Genomic DNA, 2,047 nt, shown 5'->3' with positions numbered 1-2,047 from the left:
GCGCTGCGCGTTCGCGGGGATGCTCACGTTGCTGCCGACGGCGGTGATCGTGCCGTTCTCGAATACGATCGTGCCGTTCTCGATCACGCCGCTGGTCACCGTGTGGATCGTCGCGCCGGTCAGTGCGATCGCGCGATTCTGGGGCGGTGCGGGGACCTGCGCGCTCGCCGGTGACACGTCGGTCGCGACGATTGCCGCGAGCAGGGCGGCGCATGCGACGCCGCGCAGCATGCGTGCGCGCGCTGTACGCAGCGCGCCCGGTCGAGGATCGTTCATCGGCGTCATGCCCTGTGCGTTGGTGTGTGCGGTGATCATCGCGTGCCTCCTGCGACGCGGCGGCTGCCGGCGTCGTCGTCCTGCTCGAGGATGAGCTGGATGAGCTGTGCGCGCTCGCGCTGGATCTGCGCGCGCATCTGGCGGTCGGTCTCGATGTCGAAATACTTCGTGCCGTCGATCCAGGTCTGCTCCGCGCGCGTGAACTGCGAGAGCGGGTGGCCGCTCCAGATCACGAAGTCGGCGTCGAGGCCCGGCTGCAATGATCCGACCCGATCCTCGAGGCCGAACACCGCGGCGGTTCTGCTCGTCACGAGCGACAGCGCGTCCTCCTCGGAGATGCCGGTGCGCAGCATCTTGCCGGCTTCCCAGTTCATGCGGCTGGAGATGGTGCCGTCGTCGGAGTGCAGAGACGTCAGCACCCCGGCGTCCAGCAGCACCTTCGCATTGTACGGCGTGCCGTCCTGCGCCTCGACCTTGAACGCGGACCAGTCGCTCCACACGACGGCGGCCACGTTGCTCGCCGCAAGCTCGGGCGCGAGCTTGTACGCCTCGAGCGCGTGCTGCAGTGCCTGGATCCCGAAGCCGAACTCCTCCGCCAACCGGATCAGGGCGAGGAACTCGTCCTGGCGGTAGCCGTGCGACTGCACGCGCAGGTCCTCGTTCAGGATGTCGACCAGCGCTTCCATGCGCAGGTCGCGCCGGGGCGGCAGCCCTTCCTTCGTCTCTTCCCAGCGCTGCCATGCGCGCTCGTAATCGCGCGCGGCCATGAAGTGGTCGCGGATGATCGCCTGCGTGCCCATGCGCGTGTCGGGGTATCGGCCCTGGCGGCGCTTGGGGTTCTCGCCCAGCGCGAACTTCACGGTGCGGGGCGCATCCTCGAGCTCGAGCTGATCCGGCAGCCCGCCCCAGCGCATCTTCAGGAACACGTTCTGGCCGCCGATCGGGTTGGCCGAGCCGTGCATCACGTGACCGAGCGTGAGCCCGCCCGCGAGCTGGCGGTACATGTCGATCGAGGTGTGGTCCACGACGTCGCCCATGCGAACCTCCGGCACGATCGCGAAGCCGCTCTCGTTGGTGCCCGACGTGCTGGTGTGCACGTGCGCGTCGATGAGTCCGGGCGTGACGTGCCTGCCCGTGGCATCGACGATCACCGCGCCGCGCGGCGCGTCGAGGTTCTGCCCGACGCGTATGACCTTGCCGCGCGTGACCAGCATGTCCGCGTTCTCGAGGCGACCCTGCGTGCCCTGCGTCCAGATCGTCGCGTTGCGCACGAGCACGTGCTCCGGCTGCTCGGGCAGCCGCTCACGGCCGAATGCGGTGGCGGGCCGGATGCCGTTGAGCACGAGCGACGCCGTGCGTGCGTCACGTGCGCGCGCGTCCGCGACAAACGGTGCACTGCGCTCGCCGCGCCACGTCGGCCGCGCACCGTCGGGCAGTGCGCTCCAGCCGTACGCCTGGTCACCGGTGATCGACGCGGAGAGCTGCACGACGCCGTCGATGCCGATTGCCTTGCCGGGGAAGGCGACCTGGACGCGCCCGGCCTCCGTGCCTGCGCTGACGTCCGACAGCTCGATTGTCTGGCCATTCAGCGTGACGGAGCCGCGCAGCCGCGCGAGCGTGCCGTCGACCTTCAGCGTGCCGTTCAGGCGCGGCTCGTCCGCGGACGTGATCCGCCACTCACCACGCGGATCGACCGCGGCGTCCGGGTTCACCACATAGCGCTCTCCGTGCACCCACACGTCGCGGACCGTCGAGCCGTCCGCGAACAGGT

2 protein-coding genes are annotated in these 2,047 nt (G+C 69.7%); both read right to left on the bottom strand.

Going from position 1 to position 2,047, the window contains the following annotated elements:
• Nucleotides 1-315, bottom strand: a 315-nt coding sequence (locus VFU06_13745; protein ID HEU5210451.1) for a hypothetical protein, incomplete at its 3' end; no start/stop codon positions are given.
• A partial coding sequence (locus VFU06_13740; protein ID HEU5210450.1) for an amidohydrolase family protein occupies nt 312-2,047 on the bottom strand: 1,736 nt, incomplete at its 5' end. The genes VFU06_13745 and VFU06_13740, both read right to left, overlap by 4 nt.

The sequence above is a fragment of the Longimicrobiales bacterium genome (genome assembly GCA_035764935.1).
GTDB lineage: Bacteria > Gemmatimonadota > Gemmatimonadetes > Longimicrobiales > RSA9 > DASTYK01.
This window is presented reverse-complemented; position numbering and strand designations above follow the sequence as displayed.